This window comes from Streptomyces sp. NPDC058576 (assembly GCF_042718715.1).
GTDB lineage: Bacteria > Actinomycetota > Actinomycetes > Streptomycetales > Streptomycetaceae > Streptomyces.
This window is the reverse complement of sequence record NZ_JBHXPF010000037.1, coordinates 18865-35553: the sequence shown is the minus strand read 5'-3', so window position 1 is coordinate 35553 and position 16689 is coordinate 18865. Positions and strand designations below refer to the sequence as shown.

The window sequence follows — 16689 nt, the reverse complement described above, 5'->3', positions numbered from 1 at the left end:
CCGCACATCAGGTCTCTGGGTCGAACACGGAACCGGACCAGCTGATTCCCGGCCCCGCCCCGATGTCCGCTCCCCCCGTCACCGCCCGTCGCGCAGGTTCTCCACTCCCCCGGCCTGGAAAGCGATCCGGTCGAAGACCGCCCCGCAGCCCTCGCCGGTGGGCGACTGGACGAGGAAGCCGACCCGGGCGGCTGCCCGCTCCTCGCTCGTACCGAGGGTGAAGACGCGGACGAAGGTCCAGCTCTCGCCGTCGGCGGAGGCGTGGAAGGCGTAGGCGCTGCCGGTGCGGCTCAGGCGGAGCCAGCAGACGCCCTCCTCCACCACGAAGGCGTTGGCGTCGTCGGAGTGGCCCCGGGTGACGACGGTGCAGACGGTCGGGAGGTCGGCGGAGTGCTCCAGGCAGAGCTTGGCCCACTCCCGGTCCCCGACGTGGAGGTACAGCGCCCCCGCGTCACCGGCCGAGACCAGGCCCGGGCGGACCCGGGCCAGCAGCCGGAAGTCCCCGTCACCCACCGCGCCGAGCAGGCGTGGGGCGTCGGAGGCCGGATCGAGGGAGTCGCCGGACGGGGGGACGAACAGGTCCTGGCCGGGTCCGGCCCTGCCGGTGAGTACGCCGTCGGCGTGGGTCCAGCGTCCGTCGGGGCCCGCCGCGTCCAGGCCGAAGGGAAGGGGGTCCAGGTGCAGCGTCATGCCCGGCGCCCGTCCACCCGGCGGGGCAGGCCCAGCGGGTTGTCCTCGCGGAGCTCCGGCGGGAGGAGCGTCTCGGGGGTGGACTGGTACGTGACCGGGCGCAGCCAGCGTTCGATCGCCGTCGCGCCGACCGAGGTGGAGGCGGAGGTGGTGGCGGGGTAGGGGCCGCCGTGGTGCTGGGCGGGGGCGACGGCGACGCCCGTCGGCCAGCCGTTGACGAGGATGCGCCCGGCGAGCGGGGTGAGGGCGGCGAGGAGAGGGGCCGCGTCGGGGTCCCCGGCCTCCTCCGTGGCGGTCTGGAGGGTGGCGGTGAGGTTCCCGGGCAGCCGGGCGAGGACGGCGGCGACCTCGTCGACCGAGGCGTAGCGGGCGACCACGGTGACCGGGCCGAAGCACTCCTCCAGCAGCGTGTCGTGCGGGCCCTTCGCGGTCAGCCGGGCGGCCGGCACGGTGAGGAAGCCGGCGGAGACGGTGTGCTCGCCCGCCGCACCGGGGGTGACGGGAGCGTCGACGTCCGGCAGCGCGGCCCTCTCCCGTACACCCGTGACGAAGGCGTCCCGGATGCGGTGGTCCAGCAGGACGCCGGAGCCGGTGGAGCTGACCGTCTCGGTGAGGGTCTTGAGGAGCTGGTCGCCCGCCGCCCCCTCGGGGACCAGGACGAAGCCGGGCTTGGTGCAGAACTGCCCGGCGCCGAGCATCATCGAGCCGCCGAGCCCCGCGCCGATCTCGCCGGCGCGTTCGGCGGCGGCGGCTCCGGTGACGACGACCGGGTTGAGGGAGCCGAGTTCGCCGTGGAAGGGGATCGGGGTGGGGCGGGCGGCCGCCGCGTCGAACAGGGCCCGTCCGCCGCGTACCGAGCCGGTGAAGCCCGCGGCGCTCACCAGCGGGTGCCGGATCAGCTCGACGCCCGCGTCGAAGCCGTGCACCAGGGTCAGCACGTCCTCGGGCAGGCCGCTGCGGGCGGCGGCGCGGCGGAGGACGGAGGCGCAGAGTTCGGAGGTCGCCGGGTGGTCGGGGTGCGCCTTGACGACGACCGGGCAGCCGGCCGCGAGCGCGCTGGCCGTGTCGCCGCCGGGGACGGAGAAGGCGAGCGGGAAGTTGCCGGCCGCGTAGACGGCGACGACTCCGAGCGGGATCTTGTAGCGGCGCAGGTCGGGCCAGGGCGGGGTGCGGGACCCGTCCTGGTGGTCGATGTGGACGTCGAGGTAGGCACCTTCGTCGACGACCTCCGCGAAGGCCCTCAACTGGGCTGCGGTACGGGCGAGTTCACCGGTGAGGCGGGCCGGTCCGAGGGCGGTCTCCGCGTCGGCGGCCTCGATGATGTGCTCGCCGGACTCCTCCAGCAGCTCCGCCGCCGTCCGCAGGAAAGCGGCGCGCGCCGTGCGGTCGGCGAGGGCGTCGCGGACGGCCCGGGCCGCCCGGACCACGCGGTCGACCTCCTCGGCGGTGGCCTCCACGGCAACCTGCTCGCGCGGGTTCCCCGTTCGGGGGTCGACACTCCAGACTGGTGCTGCGCTCACCGTGCTTCCCTTCCGTCGTGCGACCGTCGTGCGACCGGATTCCGACCGGCTCCCGGCCGATGTGCGGCCGACTGCGGCCGCGCATCGGCAAGTGTTCGTTATTCTGAACAGAGTTCCTGATCGTGAATGCCCTGGGACTCTATTTCCGGGCGTTCCGTGTTGGCAATCGTGCGGCGGCTTTTCGGACGACGACGCGGACGAGAAGTCGATGAGCTGGAGAAGAAGGGGGCGTGGGCGATGTCGGTCGCCGAGTCCGGTGGGGCACAGGTCAAGTCCGCGGTACGGACGGTGGAGCTCCTCGAATACTTCGCGGGGCGGCCCGGCATGCACTCGCTGGCCGCCGTCCAGGAGGCGGTCGGCTATCCCAAGTCCAGCCTCTACATGCTGCTGCGCACCCTGGTGGAGCTGGGCTGGGTGGAGACGGACGCGACGGGCACCCGGTACGGGATCGGCGTCCGCGCCCTGCTGGTCGGCACGTCGTACATCGACGGCGACGAGGTCGTGGCCGCCGCCCGCCCCACCCTGGACCGGCTGTCCGACGACACCACGGAGACGATCCACCTGGCCCGGCTCGACGGGACGAACGTGGTCTACCTCGCGACCCGGCAGTCCCAGCACTATCTGCGCCCCTTCACCCGGGTCGGCCGCCGGCTGCCCGCGCACTCCACCTCGCTCGGCAAGGCGCTGCTGGCCACCCACAGCGACGAGCAGGTGCGCAAGATGCTGCCCGAGACGCTGCCCGCGCTGACCGAGCACACCATCACGGACCGCGAGAAGCTCATCGAGGAGCTGCGGCTGGTCCGCGAGCAGGGCTACGCGGTGGACCGCGAGGAGAACACCCTCGGCCTGCGCTGCTTCGGCGTGGCGATCCCCTACCGGACGCCCGCGCGCGACGCGATCAGCTGCTCGGTGCCGGTCGCCCGGCTCACCCCCGGCCACGAACAGATGGTGAAGGACGCCCTGTTCGACGCGCGGGACCGGCTCACGCTCGCCACCCGGAGGCTCTGATGGCCCCGATGGCGCTGCGCCCGGTCCAGGACGGGGACCTGCCGCTGTTCTTCGGCTGGATGAGCGATCCCGAGGCGACCCGTGTCGCCGCGTTCACCCCGAAGGACCCCACCGACCGCGCCGCGTTCGACGCCCACTGGGCGCGGATCCGGGCCGGGTCCAGCGGGGTGGTGATGCGCACGGTGGTGGCCGACGGTGTCGTGGTGGGCCATGTCGGGGCGTACGGGGACGTCGGCGACCGCCAGGTCACGTACTGGATCGGCCGGGCGCACTGGGGTCGCGGGCTGGCGACGGCCGCGCTGCTCGCCTTCCTCGACGAGACGCCCACGCGCCCGCTGCACGCGCGGGCGGCGGCCGACAACCTCGGCTCGCGCCGGGTGCTGGAGAAGTGCGGCTTCGTGGTGACCGGCACGGACCGGGGGTTCGCCCAGGCCCGGGACGAGGAGATCGACGAGGTGCTGGTGACGCTGCGCGCGTAGGCCGTGTCGTGGGGATCTGCCTCCCCCGCGCGGCGGAGACGGATCGTCGGCGGGCAGGACGTGCGGGGGCGGCCCGCCCGGAAGCCTGGGTGCCATGACAGTCGATCCGCGAACCGGCGGCAGCGCACCGCCCGAACCACCCCCGTACCGCATCGGCCGTGCACGGACCGTGCTCCGGGCGCTCGCCATGGTGTCCTGCGTGCCCTACATCGCCCTCAAGACAGCCTGGATGGCGGGCAGTCGGCTCGGCATCCCGGACGGCAGCGCGCTGCTCGACGGCGGTACCGCGCTGCGGGTCGCCAATGGCGCCACGGTACTGATGGACGGCGCCGTCATCGTCCTCGCCCTGCTGCTCACCCGGCCCTGGGGCAGGCGGGCGCCCGCCTGGCTGCTGGTGCCGCCGATGTGGGTGGCGAGCGGTCTGCTGCTGCCGATCATGACGGCCTTCCCGGTCCAGATGGTCGTACGGCTCCTCGGCGGTGGCGGCGGGCGGCCGGTCGGCGAGGGGACCTCCGAGCCGTTCCTCGACCCGTGGGTCTTCGGTGTCGTCTACGGCGGATTCATCGTCCAGGGCCTCGCCCTCGGGGCCCTCTTCGCGCTGTACGCCAGGGAACGCTGGGGCCGTCTGTGGCAGGGGCGGCTGCGGGATCTGCCGGAGAGTCCGACCTCGCCCGCTCTGCGCGCGACCGCCGTCGCCGCCGCGTCGGCGGCGCTTCTCCCGGGCGTCACCCACCTGATGTGGGTCACCGGCTCGACCGCCGGGCTCAACGCGGGCCGGGCGGCGGACCGCACCAGCGACTTCTACGTCCTCGAAGCCGTCAGCCTGCTCTTCGTGGTGGTCACCGCCGCCGGGGTGCTGCTGCTCGCCTTCCGGCGCACCGGCCGTATCCCCCTGCGCCTGCCGCTCGTCCTGGCCTGGGCCGGTTCGGCGCAGATGGCCTGCTGGGGAGGGTGGTTGAGTGTCGCCGCGCTGATGGGCGCGGGCGAAGCGGCGGACCGTCCGACGGCGGCGACGATGGTGACCTACGCTGTCCAGATGCTGGCCGGGGCGCTCGTCGTGACGCTGGGCGCGTACTTCGTCGCGGAGCGCGCGGCGGCTTCCGCGCTGCCCCCGGCCGCTGGGGACCCAGCCCCGGCAGCCCCTGCCCCGGCCGCCGCCGACCGGGTGTCATGAAGCCGCTCGCCGCACTGTTCGGACGGCGGGCGCGGCTGCGCTGGCTGCATCTGATCATCGGCGGCGCGCTGCTGATGCCGTACTTCCTGGTCGGCACGGTCCTGGTCGGTATGGCGGGCGGCGGGGAACAGCCCTTCTCCTCCGTGTCCGCCCAGCTCGTCGCGTTCGCCCTCGCCCTGCCGATGGCGGCGGTCACCGGCTTCTTCGCCCTGGTGCGGCCGCTGTCCGTGGCCGCGGCCCGCGACCTGTGCGGGGTTCCGCCCGCCCTGCTGGCCGACGGGCCCGCCCGGACCCGGCAGGCCCGGGTGCGTACCGCCCTCTGGTACACCCTGCATCTGGCGCTCGGCGGGATCATCAGCGGGGCCACGCTGGCACTGCCGCCGTTCGCGGTGGCGGTGACCGCCCTGCCGTTCTTCGCGGGGCTGCGCGACACCTGGCTGCTCGACGGGCCCGAGGCGCTGCGGGAGCCGTGGGCCCTGGCCCTCGCGCCGTTCGCCGGGCTCGCGATGCTGCTGGCGCTGGCGCTGGCCGCCGCCGTGGCCGGGGAGGCGCTGGCCCGGCGGGCCCCGGTGCTGCTGGGGCCGACGCCGGAGGACCGGCTGGCCGCCGCCGAGCGCCGCGCGGCGGATCTGGCGGTGCGCAACCGGCTGGCCCGGGAGCTGCACGACTCGGTGGGGCACGCGCTGAGTGCCGTGACCCTTCAGGCGGGGGCGGCGCGCCGGGTCCTGGACCGGGATCCGGAGTTCGTCCGCGAGGCGCTGACCGCCATCGAGGAGACGACGCGGCGCACGGTCGGCGAGCTGGACTCGGTGCTGGGGCTGTTGCGGCAGGACGGGGAGCCGGCCGACGAGGGCACCGCGTACGGGCCGGGGCTGGACGCGCTCGACGGGCTGCTGGCCTGCTGCGGGGTGCCGGTGGCGTACGAGCGCGAGGACGATCCGGGTGCTCCGGGCGCGGTGGACCCGGTGGTCTCGCGGGAGGCGTTCCGGATCGTCCAGGAGGGGCTGAGCAACGCCCTGCGGCACGGCGGGGGCGGCCCGTCGCCGGTGCGGCTGCTGATCGCGGTACGGGAGAGGGAGCTGGAGATCGTGCTGGAGAATCCGCTGGGCGAACGGCCGGCCGGGCTGCGTCCCGGGGGCGGGCACGGGCTGCCCGGCATCGCGGAGCGGGCCGTCCTGCTGGGCGGCCGGGCCGAGGCGCGAGCGTGCGACGGCGTCTGGCGGCTGGCAGCCCGGCTGCCGCTGACGGTCGCGGGGCCGACGCCGGGGACGGTGCCGGGGACGGCCGGCCGGACGGAGGGGCGGCGATGAGCGGGGCCCCGGTGCGGGTGGTGCTCGCGGACGACGAGCGGATGGTGCGTACGGCGCTGCGGGTGATCCTGGAGGCCGAGGAGGGCATCGAGGTCGTCGGGGAGGCCGCCACCGGTGCGGAGGCCGTCTCCGTGGTGCGGGCGCTGCGGCCCGACGTGGTGCTGATGGACGTACGGATGCCGGAGATCGACGGCATCCGGGCCACGGAGCAGATCCTCGCCACGCTGTCCGACCCGCCGAGGATCGTCGTCGTGACGACCTTCGAGAACGACGCGTACGTGTACGAGGCCCTGCGCGCCGGGGCGGCCGGGTTCCTGCTGAAGCGGGCGGCCGCCGAGGAGCTGGTGCAGGCGGTGCGCCTGGTGGCGCACGGCGACTCCCTCCTCTATCCGGCGGCGGTGCGCACGCTGGCCACCGAGCACGCCGGGCGGCGGGCGGCCGTGGCTCCGGCGTGGGTGGCGAGGCTGACCGGGCGGGAGGCGGACGTGCTGCGGCTGATGGCGGCGGGGCTGACGAACGCGGAGATCGCGGGCCGGCTCTCGGTGGGCCCGGCGACGGCGAAGACGCATGTGGCGGCGGTCCTCGCGAAGACCGGGGCCCGGGACCGCACCCAGGCGGTCATCGCGGCGTACGAGTCCGGTTTCATCACCCCCGCCTGAGCGGCCGGTCCCCGTGCGCCGGGTGAGAAATCGGTGAGAAGCGGCACGATCGGGAACGGCCGGAGCGGGCCCGCTCGTCCCTCCAGCGGGATGAACAAGACAATCAGGCGCGCTTCGGTCTTCTGCCTGCTCATGGTGCTCGCCCTGCTGGTGCGGGCGACGTGGGTGCAGGGCTACGAGGCCAAGGCGCTCGCAGACGACGAGCACAACCGGCGGAACACCATCGCGCAGTACGCGCAGCCGCTCGGGGACATCATCGTGGCCGGTTCGCCGGTCACCGGATCGAAGGGGACCAGTGGCGGCGACCTCCGGTACAAGCGCACGTACACCCAGGGCGAGCTGTACGCGGCCGTCACCGGCTACAGCTCCCAGGCGTACGGGGCGACCCAGCTCGAAGGCATCCACAGCGACGTCCTGGACGGCACGGACGACCGGCTGAAGAACCCGAAGGACCTGATCACCGGCGGGCAGGCGGCCCCGGGCAACGTCCTCACCACCATCGACCCGGACGTCCAGAAGGCGGCCTACGAGGCGCTCGGCGACGACAAGGGCGCGGCGGTGGCGATCGACCCGAAGACCGGCCGGATCCTCGGCATGGTCTCCACCCCCTCCTACGACCCTTCGAAGATCAGCGGGACGACGGACGGGGACGCCTGGCAGGCGCTGCTGGACGACCCGGACAAGCCGCTGGTCAACCGGGCGCTGCGGCAGCCGCTCGCGCCGGGCTCCACGTTCAAGCTGGTGGTCGCGGCGGCCGCGCTGGAGAACGGCCTCTACGGCTCGGTCGACGAGCGCACCGACAGCCCCGACCCGTACACCCTGCCGGGCACCAGCACCGTCCTGCGCAACGAGAACGCGTCCGCCCCCTGCGAGAACGCGACGCTGCGCACCGCGCTCCAGTACTCCTGCAACAACGTCTTCGCGAAGGCCGCCGCCGATCTCGGCCAGGACAAGGTCAAGGAGATGGCGGACGCGTTCGGGTTCGGCACCGAGAAGCTGGACGTCCCGGTGCGGGCGGCGAAGAGCGTCTACCCGACCGGCATGGACAAGGCGCAGACGGCGCTGAGCGGCATCGGCCAGTTCGAGGTCACCGCGACCCCGCTCCAGATGGCGATGGTCAGCTCGGCGCTGGCCAACGGCGGTGAGCTGGCCGCGCCGCACATGGTCTCCCAGGTGACCGACGGGGACGGCACGGCGCTGGAGGAGACCGGCGACGGCGACACGGAGCGCGTGGTGGAGGAGTCGACCGCCGAGCAGCTGCGGAGCGCGATGGTGACGGTCGTCGAGGAGGGCACCGGCACCAACGCCAAGATCGCCGGGGCCGAGGTCGGCGGCAAGACGGGCACCGCGCAGAACGGCGTGGACAACAGCAACACCCCCTACGCCTGGTTCACCTCGTACGCGAAGGACCGCGACAGCGGCAAGGAGGTCGCGGTCGCGGTGATCGTCGAGGACTCCGGCTCGGCGCGCTCCGAGGTCAGCGGCAACGGACTGGCCGCACCGATCGCGCAGAAGACGATGAAGGCGGCGCTGGAGCGATGAGCGAGGCGCCCCCGGACGTCCGGGGGCGCCGGCGTAACGTCACCGCACGGCCCGCATAAGGCATCCGCCCGATGCCGCCGGAGGGCCTTACTCCCCAGACTCCCCTGCATGAGTGGCATGAGGGGCATGGGCGGTTCGGCGGTGCTGCGGGTCCTGCGGGACCGGACGGCCGGGCGCTGTCTGGCAGGGGTGGTCGTCTCCGGTTTCGGTACGTCGGCCCTGTGGCTCACGGCGGGGATCTGGGTCAAGTCGCTGACCGGGTCGAACAGTCTGGCGGCCCTGACGGTGTGCGCGATGTGGGCCCCGGTGCTGGCCGGGCCCGTGCTCGGCGCGCTCGCGGACCGGCTGGACCGGAAGACGCTGCTGGTCCGGGGCAATCTGGCGATGGCCTGCCTGCTGGTCCCGCTGGTGCTGGTGGACTCGGGCTCCACGGTCTGGCTGCTCTTCGTGGTGTTGGTGCTCCACGGGGCGAGCGGCGTCCTGCTCGACGCGGCGGAGTCGGCGCTCGTCGCGGGGACCGTGCCCGCCTCCCTGCTGGCGGACTTCAACGGGCTGCGGATGACGGCCAACGAGGGCATGAAGCTGGTCGCCCCGCTGGCGGGCGCGGGGCTCTACGCGCGGTTCGGCGGCCCGGCCGTGGCCCTGGCGGCCGCGGCGACGTGCGCCCTGGCCGCCCTGGTCTTCGCCCGGCTGCCGGCACGGGAGGCTCCGCAGGGCACCGCCACGGCCCCGGCCGGTTCCTGGCGCGATGAACTCGCCGCCGGGCTGCGGCGGATCCGCGCCTCGGCGGTGCTGCGCCCGCTGGTGACGGCGGGCGCGGCGACGATGCTGCTGGCGGGGGTGAACGGGGCCGTCACCTTCGCGTACGTCGATGATGTGCTCGGCCGGGACCCGGCGTACGCGGGGGTGTTGTACGCGGTCCAGGGCGCCGGTTCGGTGGCGGTGGGGCTGCTCGCCGGGCCGCTGCTGCGCCGCCTGCCCGAGCGGGTGTTCGCGGCGGGCGGGATGGCGTTGTTCGCGCTGGCGGTCGGGGCGCGGACGCTGCCGTGGGAGCCGGTGGCCCTGGCGGCGAGCGCGGTGATCGGGTTCGGTCTGCCGTGCGTGCTGATCGCGGCGATGACGGCGGTGCAGCGGGAGACGCCGGACGAGGTGCTCGGGCGTACGGCGGCGACGGCGGGCTCGCTGATGACGGCGCCCAACGCGGTGGCCCTGGCGCTGGGGGCGGGGCTCGTCGCGGTGGTGGACGTGCGGGTGCTGACGGCGGGGGCCGGGGTGGCCGGGGTGCTGGCCGCGGTGGCGCTGACGGCGGGGGCGCGGCGGCTCCATCGCCGTACCCCCGCCTCACCCCAGCCGTGAGAGTGCGGCGGCGACCGCCTCCAGGTCCGGGCCCGAGGCGAGTCCCGCGTGGTACAGGCGCAGTTGGTCCGCGCCGAGCGAGGCGGCGTGGGCCGCGTCGCGCTCCAGGGTGCGGGGGCTGCCGCCCATCCCGGCGACGATCCCGAAGGTGGCGGCGCGCACCCCGCCGCGCCCGGCGAACGGCCCGAGGACCGCTTCCCGTTGGGCGTCGGGTCCGGTGCAGGGCAGCACCACGCCGTCCGCCACGGCGAGGACGTGGTCCGGCTCGACGCCGACGTCGGCCCCGGTGCGGTACGGGACGGGGTCCGCGTGCAGCAGCACCTGGAAGCCGGGCGGGGCCGCCGCCCGTACGGCTGCGACGGCCGCTTCCTGGAACGTGCGGGCCACCCGGCCGCGCCATCGCAGCGTGGCGTCCGCGTGTTCGGGCCCGAGCAGCTTCGAGATGCCTTCGCGGCCGGACTCCGGGGAGCCGGCGCCGGACCAGGCCGGTTCCAGGGCCCGGCGGACGGCGGCGGACAGCGCCTGCGGGTCGGCGCCCACCTCCCCGTACCCCTCGCGGCACACGGCGCAGAAGCACAGCGACATCAGATACCGCGCCGCGTCGCCGAGGCCCACACCGGCGGTCTTGTCGTGGGCGTGCAGATGGGCGAAGCCGTACCAGCCGCAGGACTCCAGTTCGGTGCCGTGCGCGCCGGGCCGGGCGGCGGCCTCCGCGGCGAGATCCACGAGGTAGGCGCGCACGGCGGGGCGGGCGATGCAGGGGGCCCAGGGGTAGCGGTCCCCGTAGGCGTTGACGACCGAGGTGTCCGGGTGCTCCGCGCCGAGACGCGAGCTGTGCGCGAGGACCACCCAGCTGTGCACCTCAAGGCCGGCGGCGGCCAGCGCCCCGGCGGCCTCCCCGAACGGATCGTCGCCGGCCGTCCAGCTCTGGCGGTACGGGGCGAGGGCCCGCCCGGCCCAGCGGTCCGGGTCGGGCGGGTAGAGGACGGCGGCGTGCTCGGCGGTCACGACGCGGTGGGCGGGGTGGCGGGGGGTCAGGGCCCGGGTGGAGTGGTAGGCGGAGGCCAGGGTGACCTGCCGGACGCCGAGGTCCGCGATCCGGGCGGCGGCGGCCGGGTCCCCGACGACGTCCCACGGATAGAGGAAGGCGCCCGCCCTCACGCCCGGTCCCCCGGCCGGCCCCCCGCAGTGGCGTGCTCCGCCAGCAGGGTGCGGCCGCTCGCGATGATCTCGATGAGGTCCTTGACGTGCGCGGCGGGCGGTTCGGTGAGCGGGGTGCGCACCTCGCCGACGTCCAGACCCTGGAGCCGGACACCGGCCTTGACCAGGGAGACGGCGTACCCGCGCCCCTTGGCGCGCAGTTCGACCAGCGGCCGGTAGAAGTGGTCGAGCAGCGCGTTGACCAAGGCGTCGTCGCCGGAGTCCAGGGCCCGGTGGAAGGCGAGCGCGATGTCCGGGGCGAAGGCGAAGACGGCGGAGGAGTAGAGGGTGACGCCGATGCCCCGGTAGGCGAGGCCGGTGAGCTCGGCGGTCGGCAGCCCGTTGAAGTAGAGGAAGCCGTCGCCGGGCCGGTGGGTGCGGACCGCGCTGACGATGCGCTGCATGAGGTCGAGGTCGCCGTGGCCGTCCTTGAGCCCGATGATGCCGGGCGTGCGGGCCAGGGCCACCACGGTCTCCGGTGTGAAGACCGCGTTGTCGCGCTGGTAGACGATCGTCTCCAGGCCGGTGGCCGCCGCGAGGTCCGCGTAGTGGTTCAGCAGCCCTTCCTGTCCGGCGACGACGAGATAGGGCGGCATGGCGAGGAGCCCGTCGGCTCCGGCCTCCTCGGCGGCCCGCGCGTACTGGACGGCGAGGGCCGTTCCGTAACCGGCCCCGGCGACGACCGGGAGCTGTCCGGCGGTCTCCTCGACGGCGGCGGCGACCGCGAGGCGGAACTCCTCGGGGGTCAGCGCGTGGAACTCGCCCGTGCCGCAGCAGGCGAAGACGGCGGCGGCTCCGGCGTCGATCCCGGCCCGCACATGGGCGCGGAAGACGTCCAGGTCGACGGTGCCGTCCGGCCCGAACGCGGTCACCGGGAAGAAGAGCGGCCCGGCGACTTCGCTGAGCCGGGCGGCAAGGGGGGCTGAGGTCACGGGCGCTCCCTGAGCGAGTTCAGGCGTACACGGCACGGCGTGCACCATTCTGATCGACGTCCATATTTCTGAACACGCCCACGCTAAAGCAGCCTTCGACGGCAGGTCAAGGCGGACGCCGCACCGACGCGGCCTCTTGACGCGGGCCTCCCTCACCTTCTTAGCTTGTCCACGGATGTGAATGACATCCAGGATCGCGCACAGAGTCGCTCGCGTTTCACCCCGAGGAGACCCTCGTATGACCGCTCCCCGTACCGTCCTGCTCACCGGCGCCGCAGGCGGCCTCGGCACCCTGATGCGGGGACTGCTGCCCGCGTACGGATACGACCTGCGGCTGTACGACCTGGTCCCGGTGGAGGGCGCGCCCGACGCGATCACCGCCGACCTGAACGACCGGGAGGCGCTGCGCGAGGCCGTGCGCGGGGTGGACGCGGTGATCCATCTGGCGGGAATCTCGCTGGAGTCCACGTTCGACAAGATCCTCCGCGCCAACATCCAGGGCACGCACGCGCTCTACGAGGCGGCCCGCGAGGCGGGCGTCCCGCGCATCGTGTCCGCCTCCTCCAACCACGTCATCGGCCACACCCCGCGCCCGGCCGCCGGTGGTCCGCTGATCCCCCTGGACACCCCGCGCCGCCCGGACACCTTCTACGGGCTCTCGAAGAGCTTCGGCGAGGACCTGGCACAGCTCTACTGGGACCGGCACGGACTGGAGACGGTGTCGGTACGGATCGGGTCCTGCTTCCCGGAGCCCACCTCGGTGCGGATGCTGTCGGTCTGGCTGAGCCCCGCCGACGGCGCGCGCCTGTTCCACGCGGCCCTCACCGCCGAGGACGTCGGCCACACCGTCGTCTACGGCTCCTCCGCCAACACCCGCCTGTGGTGGGACCTGACACCGGCGCGGGCGCTGGGCTACCGGCCGCTGGACGACTCGGAGCCGTACGCGGCGCAGCTCGTCGCCGACCAGGGCGAGCTGGACCCGGGCAATCCGGCGCACACCCGCGTGGGCGGCCACTTCGTGACCGACCCGCCGATCTGGCCGCACTGAGCCGGCGGGCCGGAAGGCGGGGAGGGCGGAAATGCGGGCGACGCGGGGCTTCGGGGCGGGCAGGATACGGGCATGCCGAGACCCTCCGGATTCCAGTACGAACAGCAGGGCGACCAGAGCGTCACCATCACCCACCACGGGCGGCCCGCGGGCACCCTGCGCGGTGGCCGGGCGGAGAAGTTCCTGGCCGAGGTGGCATCGGGCGACGCCCAGATGGTGATGGCGCGCTGGACCGGCGCGTACAAGCACGGCAACGAGCGCACCGCCCGCAACCACCCGCGCAACCGCCGCTGAGTCGGTTCCGGCGGGCGAAAAGTGTCCGGCGGACGGGCGCGAAGGTAAGGGAACGGCAAAGCAGGGTCGTTCGTTACCCCGTGCATGACCGCAATGACCCCCGGCTCGAACATTCCTCTCCCCGCCGCCCGCGTGGCGGTGGACGTCGCCGCTCCGGTGCGGCTCGACGTCTCGGGCCTGCTGCTCACCGCCGACGGCAAGGTGCGCTCCGACGACGACTTCATCTTCTACAACCAGCCCTCGGGCCCCGGCGTGACCTACCGCGCCGGCGGGGGCTCGGGACCCGACGCGATCGTGGTGGACACCACCGCCGTCCCGCCGGGCATCGAGAAGATCGTCGTCACCGCGAGCCCGGACGCCGAGGGCCAGACCTTCCAGGGCGTCGAGCCCACCGCCACCGTGCGCAACGCGGACGACGGCAGCGCGCTCGCCACCTTCACCCCGCCGCAGCTGGGCGCCGAGACGGCGCTCGTGGTCATCGAGATCTACCTGCGCAACGGCGCCTGGAAGGCCCGCGCGGTCGGCCAGGGCTACGCGAACGGTCTCGCCGGGATTGCCACGGACTTCGGCGTCTCGGTCGAGGAGCCCGCGGCCCCGGTCGCGCCTCCGGTCCCGGCGGCCCCCGCTCCGGTCGCGCCCCAGGCCCCCGCCCCGGTCGCCGCTCCCGTCGACCCCCGGATCGCACCGCCCGCTCCCCCGGCGGCCCCCGCAGCGCCCGCCGGCTCCGGGAAGATCAACCTGGACAAGGGCCGGGTCAACCTCCAGAAGAACCAGACCGTGTCCCTCGTCAAGGGCGGCGCACCGCTGCTCTCGCGGGTCAGGATGGGCCTGGGCTGGGAGCCCGCGTTCCGCGGCAAGGACATCGACCTGGACGCGTCGGTGATCGCCTACGGCCCCAACCGCAACCACCTGGACAGCTGCTACTTCGGCAAGCTGACCATTCTGAACGGGGCGATCAAGCACTCCGGCGACAACCTCACCGGTGAGGGCGCGGGCGACGACGAGGCGATCGTCGTGGACCTGGGCCGGATCCCCGCGGACGCGACGGGCCTGGTCTTCACGGTGAACTCGTTCACCGGCCAGAAGTTCAACGAGGTCGCCAAGGCCTACTGCCGGCTGATCGACGACGCCTCGGGCGAGGAGCTGGTGCGCTTCGACCTCACCGGCGCCGAGCCGCAGACCGGCGTGATGATGGCCAAGCTCATCAAGCAGTTCACCGGCGAGTGGGAGATGACCGCGATCGGCGAGTTCGTGAAGTCGCGCACCGTGCGGGGCATGGTGAAGCCCGCCGCCAAGGCCCTCTGAGGGGCCTGCGGACCCGGAACGGAGTCCGGGGCGCCTGAAGGGATTCAGGCGCCCCGGATCCGGAGAAGGCGGACGCTGCTCGTGCTCGTCTCGCGTCTCAGAGCTTGGTCAACTTGGAGTACGGGCTCAGGATCCTTCCCTGACGCCCCGAGAAGTCGATGAGGACTGCGTCGTTGTCGCCCTCGACAGCAAGAATCCTGCCGAGCCCGAACTGGTCGTGCGACACCCTGTCGCCCACATCGAAGCATTCGACCGGTGGGGCCTCCTGGGCCGGGCGGTTGAAGGGACTGGAAGGCAGGTGACGCCGGGATCCGGCTGACTGTTTCATTACGTCGAGTATGCGCCCTGTGAAGGCCCGACGCCATGCCCGTCGGCGCAGGGGCCCCAGAAGTGCCGGATTCGTAATCAGCGCTCACCAGGGCCGGTCAGCGCTTACTGCCGCCTCCAGCAGCGAAACCACGCGGAACGCGGCATCGGAAAGACCCCCGAAGGTGTGGCGTTTTTCGCTTCGCCCGCCGGGGCGGACGGGCGGTGTCGAACCGCCGACACCTGCTGGGGAGGAGCAGCGCTCAGGACAGGAGCTACGCGCCGCTCTCAGCCGTCCGCGCGCGACCGAGCCTTGAACGCCGCCTTGCGGGCGTCCTTGGCGGCCTTCTTGTCGCTGTGCAGCCGGCCCATGGCCTCCAGCACGTCGGCGGTGGCCGGGTGGTCGACCCGCCAGACCTCGTCGAAGAAGCCGCTGTGCTGTGCGGAGAGGCCCTCGATCAGGCCCTGGAGCTCGTCCAGCTCGCCGTCCGCGTCCAGTTGCGCGGCGATGGTGTCGATGGCCAGCCAGAAGATCATGTCCTCCGGCGGGGCGGGCACGTCGGCGGCGCCGCGCTCCGCGAGCCAGACCCGGGCCAGGCCGCCCAGTTCCGGGTCGCCGAGCACCGCGCGTACGGGCGGCTCCGCCTCGGGGCCGGCCAGGGCGAGGGCCTGCTGGCAGTGGAGGCGGCGCAGCGGGGCGCCCTCGTCCGTGCCGCGCGCGGCGGCCAGCAGCTCGGCCGCCGCCGATACCGCGCCCTCGGCGTACCCCGCGAGCCAGAGCTTGACCTCGGCGCGGGCGGCGGACTCCGGGTAGTGGGCGATGCCGTCGAGGAGGACGTCGGCGCCCTTGCCCGCGAGGTCGCCGACGGCGGGCGCGTCCATCCCGGCTTCCAGCATCCGGGCCCGGATGCCGTACAGGCCGAGGGGGGTGAGCTGGACCATGCCGTAGCGGGTGACGTCCTCGTCGTCGGCCCCGGCGACGGAGTCGTCCGCGGCTTCGCCCTCCTCGACCAGCAGCGCCTCGTCGACCGGCCGGTATGCGACGATCCCGATGGGTTCGAGGAGCCGGAACTGGTCGTCCAGGCGCATCATCGCCTCCGACACCTGCTCCAGGATGTCGTCCGTGGGCTCGCCCATGTCGTCGGGGACGATCATCGACGCGGCGAGGGCGGGCAGCGGGACCGGTCCATCGCCCGCGCCGTTGTCCGCGAGGGTGAGCAGGTAGAGGTTGCCGAGGACGCCGTCGAGGAATTCCGACTCGGCCTCCGGGTCCCAGTCCAGGGCGTCGAAGTCGATCGAGCCGTCCTCGCCGACGAGGTCCGCGAAGTCGTCCAGGACGGGTGCGGTGGCGTCGGCGTGCACCGCGTCCAGGCCGTCCAGCCAGATGGACAGGACGTCCTGCGGGGAGCCGCCCGTGAGCAGGGCCAGGTTCTCGCCCGCGGTGACGGTGCCCTCGGCCTCGGAGCCGTCCGAGCCCTCCGAGCCGTCCGGAAGTCCGTCCTCCTCGGGGTCGGTGACGTCGAGGAGACCGGTGTCCACGGCGAGCCGCCAGGCCTCGCTGGCGTACGCGGCGCCGTCCTCGTCGGCCGGGAGCCCGAGGTGCTCGGCGGCCGCGGGCAGCTGTGCCTCGACGAGCTCGCCGCCCGCCCCGACACGGGTCTCGGGACCGGCCCACCGGGCGAGCCTGACGGCGCGGACGAACAGCGGAGCGGCGAGCGCGTCCCGTGCCAGTTCGGCCTCGGAGTTCAGCCGCACCGGCGGCAGGGAGGGGCGCTCTGCGGACATCGGGGGGTCTCCTCGGTGCGTGCTCGGGGGCGTACGGAGTGCGTACGCGGTTCAGCCGCCCAAGCCTAGACGTATTTCGCC

The 16689-nt window shown here is 73.9% G+C and carries 16 protein-coding genes and 1 tRNA gene; 10 read left to right on the top strand and 7 right to left on the bottom strand.

Annotated features, from left to right (window positions below; all coding sequences use genetic code 11):
- Positions 1–78 precede the first annotated feature (78 nt).
- Together ACFWRV_RS24060 and ACFWRV_RS24055 are read right to left on the bottom strand one after the other, a co-directional pair.
- A complete protein-coding gene (locus tag ACFWRV_RS24060; protein WP_384337789.1) occupies positions 79–690 on the bottom strand; it encodes a DUF1349 domain-containing protein in 612 nt (203 codons plus the stop codon).
- A complete protein-coding gene (locus tag ACFWRV_RS24055) occupies positions 687–2210 on the bottom strand; it encodes an aldehyde dehydrogenase (NADP(+)) (protein ID WP_384337787.1) in 1524 nt (507 codons plus the stop codon). The genes ACFWRV_RS24060 and ACFWRV_RS24055 overlap by 4 nt, the downstream gene beginning before the upstream one ends.
- Positions 2211–2447: 237 nt before the next feature.
- Between ACFWRV_RS24055 and ACFWRV_RS24050 the strand changes: the two genes are divergently transcribed.
- From ACFWRV_RS24050 to ACFWRV_RS24020, 7 genes are all read left to right on the top strand, one after another.
- Positions 2448–3218: an IclR family transcriptional regulator gene (locus ACFWRV_RS24050; protein WP_384337785.1), complete on the top strand. Its 771-nt coding sequence runs from the start codon at positions 2448–2450 to the stop codon at positions 3216–3218.
- Positions 3218–3697 (top strand): GNAT family N-acetyltransferase, encoded by a 480-nt coding sequence (locus ACFWRV_RS24045; RefSeq protein WP_384337783.1) that lies wholly within the window; start codon positions 3218–3220, stop codon positions 3695–3697. The genes ACFWRV_RS24050 and ACFWRV_RS24045 overlap by 1 nt, the downstream gene beginning before the upstream one ends.
- Before the next feature lie 94 nt (positions 3698–3791).
- Positions 3792–4871, top strand: coding sequence for a hypothetical protein (locus ACFWRV_RS24040; protein WP_384337782.1), 1080 nt, complete (start codon positions 3792–3794; stop codon positions 4869–4871).
- Entirely contained in the window at positions 4868–6181 is a 1314-nt protein-coding gene (locus ACFWRV_RS24035; protein ID WP_384337780.1) for a sensor histidine kinase, read from the top strand. The genes ACFWRV_RS24040 and ACFWRV_RS24035 overlap by 4 nt, the downstream gene beginning before the upstream one ends.
- Positions 6178–6840: a response regulator gene (locus ACFWRV_RS24030; RefSeq protein ID WP_384337778.1), complete on the top strand. Its 663-nt coding sequence runs from the start codon at positions 6178–6180 to the stop codon at positions 6838–6840. Before ACFWRV_RS24035 ends, ACFWRV_RS24030 begins: the two co-directional genes overlap by 4 nt.
- A gap of 90 nt (positions 6841–6930) precedes the next feature.
- Positions 6931–8382 (top strand): peptidoglycan D,D-transpeptidase FtsI family protein, encoded by a 1452-nt coding sequence (locus ACFWRV_RS24025; RefSeq protein WP_384337776.1) that lies wholly within the window; start codon positions 6931–6933, stop codon positions 8380–8382.
- Between the two features lie 126 nt (positions 8383–8508).
- Positions 8509–9738: an MFS transporter gene (locus tag ACFWRV_RS24020; RefSeq protein WP_384337840.1), complete on the top strand. Its 1230-nt coding sequence runs from the start codon at positions 8509–8511 to the stop codon at positions 9736–9738.
- On the opposite strand, the gene ACFWRV_RS24015 is transcribed toward ACFWRV_RS24020, so the two are convergent.
- Both ACFWRV_RS24015 and ACFWRV_RS24010 read right to left on the bottom strand, forming a co-directional pair.
- The gene (locus ACFWRV_RS24015; RefSeq protein WP_384337775.1) at positions 9724–10899 is read right to left on the bottom strand and encodes a hypothetical protein; all 1176 of its coding nucleotides are present in this window, start codon (positions 10897–10899) and stop codon (positions 9724–9726) included. The genes ACFWRV_RS24020 and ACFWRV_RS24015 overlap by 15 nt on opposite strands.
- Positions 10896–11870: a 5-dehydro-4-deoxyglucarate dehydratase gene (locus tag ACFWRV_RS24010; protein ID WP_384337773.1), complete on the bottom strand. Its 975-nt coding sequence runs from the start codon at positions 11868–11870 to the stop codon at positions 10896–10898. The genes ACFWRV_RS24015 and ACFWRV_RS24010 overlap by 4 nt, the downstream gene beginning before the upstream one ends.
- Before the next feature lie 238 nt (positions 11871–12108).
- On the opposite strand from ACFWRV_RS24010, the gene ACFWRV_RS24005 reads away from it, so the two are divergent.
- From ACFWRV_RS24005 to ACFWRV_RS23995, 3 genes are all read left to right on the top strand, one after another.
- Complete coding sequence (locus tag ACFWRV_RS24005) at positions 12109–12918, top strand: NAD-dependent epimerase/dehydratase family protein (RefSeq protein WP_384337771.1); 810 nt, start codon at positions 12109–12111, stop codon at positions 12916–12918.
- A 72-nt stretch (positions 12919–12990) separates the two neighbouring features.
- The gene (locus ACFWRV_RS24000; protein WP_384337769.1) at positions 12991–13212 is read left to right on the top strand and encodes a hypothetical protein; all 222 of its coding nucleotides are present in this window, start codon (positions 12991–12993) and stop codon (positions 13210–13212) included.
- 84 nt (positions 13213–13296) lie between these two features.
- Positions 13297–14517 carry a TerD family protein gene (locus ACFWRV_RS23995; RefSeq protein ID WP_384337767.1) on the top strand — a complete coding sequence of 407 codons (1221 nt, stop codon included), beginning with the start codon at positions 13297–13299 and terminating at the stop codon, positions 14515–14517.
- 97 nt (positions 14518–14614) lie between these two features.
- On the opposite strand, the gene ACFWRV_RS23990 is transcribed toward ACFWRV_RS23995, so the two are convergent.
- From ACFWRV_RS23990 to ACFWRV_RS23980, 3 genes are all read right to left on the bottom strand, one after another.
- Complete coding sequence (locus tag ACFWRV_RS23990) at positions 14615–14845, bottom strand: hypothetical protein (RefSeq protein ID WP_003969918.1); 231 nt, start codon at positions 14843–14845, stop codon at positions 14615–14617.
- 191 nt (positions 14846–15036) lie between these two features.
- A tRNA-Gly gene (locus tag ACFWRV_RS23985) sits at positions 15037–15123 on the bottom strand.
- Positions 15112–16608, bottom strand: a complete 1497-nt coding sequence (locus ACFWRV_RS23980) for a hypothetical protein (RefSeq protein WP_384337765.1) — start codon at positions 16606–16608, stop codon at positions 15112–15114. Before ACFWRV_RS23980 ends, ACFWRV_RS23985 begins: the two co-directional genes overlap by 12 nt.
- Positions 16609–16689 lie beyond the last annotated feature (81 nt).